Origin of the sequence: Nesterenkonia sp. F (assembly GCF_000220985.1) — a bacterium.
In the GTDB taxonomy this organism is placed as follows: Bacteria; Actinomycetota; Actinomycetes; order Actinomycetales; family Micrococcaceae; genus Nesterenkonia.
On record NZ_AFRW01000039.1, the window covers coordinates 1 to 1230 of the forward strand.

Below are 1230 nucleotides of genomic sequence, written 5' to 3' on the forward strand. Positions count from 1 at the left end.
CTGTTTGAGGAGGGCCTGGCGGTCGCCCGCTATAACTCCAGAGACGACCCCACCATGCGCGGGAGGACGAGTACGTCGCGGTCGATGAGGAAGTCCGGCAGCGTGACTGTGGCGACACCACGCAGCCGCCCTCACCGAAGCCTTCCAGCGCGGCGCCGACAGCTGAGTGCGTCTCCGGCTACTACTCGTGTGTGCCAACCTCTGAGGCTGATCTCGACCGCCAGGGATATCTCCGGCAAGGTCGCCGTTACCGGCGATGATCCGTACCGTCTTGACAGCAATGGGGATGGCATCGCGTCTCGAGGATAACGGCACAGTTCCGGCCCGTGATCACTGCTCACCACCCGTAGCAGCATCGAGATCTTGCATCAATCGGTCAGCCTCCCGCCCTTCGGCAAGCAGCGACTCTGCCTCGTTCGCATCATCGGTCGTCTCGGCCGCCTGCCGACGCCCCGCAACCCAACTAGCCAACGCCTCAGCCAGCACGCGAAGGGTCAGCGGACGGGTCGGGTCGTCGAGGTTGATCAGCACGTGCCCACTGCGTTGAGCTTCCAGACCGAACTGAGCCAGCTGCAGGTAGGACATCGCCTGCTCAAGGACACGGCCGACGTCGATCCCTCCAGATGGTTCACGAGCAGTGACGAACGCGCCACGCCCACGCTCGATCCTGAGCATGCCTTCGTCGACGAGCATCTGCTCAGCGTTTCAGATCGTTGTCGGGCTGGCGTGGCCGAACTCGCGCTTCAGGTCCAACGAGTGAGGGGATCTGCTGGCCGACAGCCCATTCGCCATTCCCGACCTTCGCCCGCATCTGTCGATACAGCTGCACGTACTCTGCGTCAGAGTTCATCAGCAGTCCCTCGCGATCTACTGCACTGGCCTATGTGGTGCCATAGTTCTCACGAGCCTCCGGGTGGGGTGGGCTCGCGGTCATAACCTTCGCGATCTCCGTCGGTCTGCTGGTGCTGGGTTGCTTCACCACGCGGACGGTACCTGTCGACGTCACTTGAGAGCCGGGCTGACCTGGCCCGACTCACTCGTCGGCCTACGTTGCTCAGCTTATTTCCAGGTTACCCATTTCTCGATGGATAAACTTGAATATCAACTGAGAGAGCGCTAATTGGCGTAGAATCGATTTCCTTGTAATACTGGCTATATCGAGTCTTCGGCTCTTTTGTGGACGGAGAGGACTCGTGGAAGGGGTGTCGCTGATGGATATCCGAGGTTTGA

The 1230-nt window shown here is 60.8% G+C and carries 1 protein-coding gene; it reads right to left on the reverse strand.

Going from position 1 to position 1230, the window contains the following annotated elements; all coding sequences use genetic code 11:
* Positions 1–330: 330 nt before the first annotated feature.
* Positions 331–693: a hypothetical protein gene (locus GU5_RS0103585; protein ID WP_010524214.1), complete on the reverse strand. Its 363-nt coding sequence runs from the start codon at positions 691–693 to the stop codon at positions 331–333.
* Positions 694–1230: the final 537 nt, after the last annotated feature.

Bases quoted from the DNA above. Each gene is read 5' to 3' on its own strand.
- GU5_RS0103585 (WP_010524214.1), bottom strand. From the start codon at position 693: ATGCTCGTCGACGAAGGCATGCTCAGGATCGAGCGTGGGCGTGGCGCG.